The sequence below is a fragment of the Brachyspira pilosicoli genome, from assembly GCF_019402445.1.
GTDB classification, from domain to species: Bacteria; Spirochaetota; Brachyspiria; order Brachyspirales; family Brachyspiraceae; genus Brachyspira; species Brachyspira pilosicoli_B.
Genome location: NZ_SRZM01000222.1, coordinates 1 through 1,888, shown reverse-complemented (window position 1 = coordinate 1,888; position 1,888 = coordinate 1). Strand labels below are relative to the sequence as shown.

Here is a 1,888-nt window from a genome sequence, read left to right as displayed (position 1 = left end):
AAAAAAAAATAAACTCAGAATTAAATAGGTTAAATAAAAAGTCAGAAGAAATTGAAATATTAAAATCAAGCATTATAAACAATCTAAATAAAAATCTAAAAGAATTAAAAAGTAGAAAATTAAAAAAACTAAGAGAAGAGAAAAAATTAATATATGATAATTTATTAGAATTAAAAAAAGATTTTTCAGAAATAAAGAAAGAGTACAAAAAAACTAAAAAAAATAATCAAAAAAAATCTAATAAAGAACAATCTGAAACCTCAGAAAATATTATAAAAACAATTACATCACAAAGAGTTCTTACTCTTATGGCAGAATATAATAGAAAAGCTAATAGAATGCTTATAAGTATTTTTAGAGATATACAAAAAATTAATGAATCAGATTTATATAAAGAGACAGGAAGTTATTTTAAATCATTAATAAATAGTTTCACTCATATTATAAAAACTGATATTTATTTCTTTTCTATTTTAAGAAAGTATTCAAGCAAGAAAATAATAGCAAACGAAGAGATATTAACATATCTTAATGATAATTTTTTATTCAATAAACCAATAGATACTAATTTGGATACTTTATTTGATACTAGAAAAAAATTAGATGATATTATAATAGATGTAATAAGCAGCATAGATGATTATAATGTAATAATAAAAATAGATTTTGCTGATGATGTGGTAAAAAAGCCAATCTATCATATAATAATGCATGAATTAAATCATAATACTCATCATAGAGGCGAAATATCTGCTATGCTTGATATGATGGGTTATACAAATGATTATTCTAATTTAATTACTATAATTTAATTTTGTTAGCGGTTGTATAGGATTATGTTTTTAGAAGATTGTGAGATTGTAGAAAACAAAAAAATAGCAGAGGATAAGTATATTCTCAAAGTAAAATCAAAAGAAGCTTTTAAGCATATTAAGGCAGGGCAATTTTTTATGCTAAAAAGCAGCACATATTTAAGAAGACCTATAAGTGTTCATTATGTTTCTAATGATATAGTAGAGTTTTATTATCAGGTAAAAGGCGAAGGCACAAAATATTTATCTACTCTAAAAGAAAAAGTTAATATACAAGGACCTTTAGGAAACGGATTTGATACTAACATTAATAATAAAAAAGTTCTTATAGTGGCTGGCGGTATGGGTATTGCACCTATAAAGCTATTAATAGAAAAACTAATAAACAATAATGATATCACTCTTGTAATTGGAGGAGCAAATAAAGATGCCCTCAACATAATGGAGAGATTTGATACTAGTAACATTAACTTACATATAGTTACAGATGACGGCTCTATTGGTGATAAATGTAATGCTGTAGAGAAGACAAACGAAATAATAAAAAAAGAAAAGTTTGATATAATATACACTTGCGGCCCTACCATTATGATGAATGGAATAATAAAAATAGCATTAGCAAACAACATATTATGCTATGCTTCTCTTGAGAGGAGAATGGCTTGCGGAGTTAATGCTTGTTTGGGATGCAATGTTGAAGTTAGTTATGACAATAAAACTGTAGTATTAAAAAAGGCTTGCTCTGACGGACCTGTATTTGATGCTAAATATTTATGGATTAAAAATGAACAGTAAACTAAATATTAATTTTTTAGGTAAAGAATTAAAAAACCCAGTGATAACTTCATCTGGCTGTTTTGGCTTTGGAGAAGAGTATAATAATTATTTTGACGTTAATGAACTTGGTGCTGTAAATTTAAAAGGCATAACATTAAATAAAAAAGATGGAAACAGTGGAGTTCGCATCGCAGAAACACCAAGCGGAATGATTAATTGTATAGGCTTAGAAAATCCTGGTATAGAATATTTTAGAGATGATATTATAAAAAATATAAAATATTCAACACCTATTATTT

2 protein-coding genes and 1 pseudogene are annotated in these 1,888 nt (G+C 25.5%); all 3 read left to right on the top strand.

Annotated features, from left to right (window positions below):
• Positions 1-812, top strand: an 812-nt coding sequence (locus E6A48_RS07805) for a DinB family protein (protein WP_258018575.1), incomplete at its 5' end; no start/stop codon positions are given.
• 24 nt (positions 813-836) lie between these two features.
• Positions 837-1,607 carry a dihydroorotate dehydrogenase electron transfer subunit gene (locus E6A48_RS07800; RefSeq protein WP_219709471.1) on the top strand — a complete coding sequence of 257 codons (771 nt, stop codon included), beginning with the start codon at positions 837-839 and terminating at the stop codon, positions 1,605-1,607.
• Positions 1,597-1,888 (top strand): annotated as a pseudogene (locus tag E6A48_RS07795) (dihydroorotate dehydrogenase); the annotation flags it as partial. The gene E6A48_RS07800 and the pseudogene E6A48_RS07795, both read left to right, overlap by 11 nt.

Coding starts and splice junctions, on each gene's coding strand:
- E6A48_RS07800 (WP_219709471.1), top strand. CDS start 837: ATGTTTTTAGAAGATTGTGAGATTGTAGAAAACAAAAAAATAGCAGAG.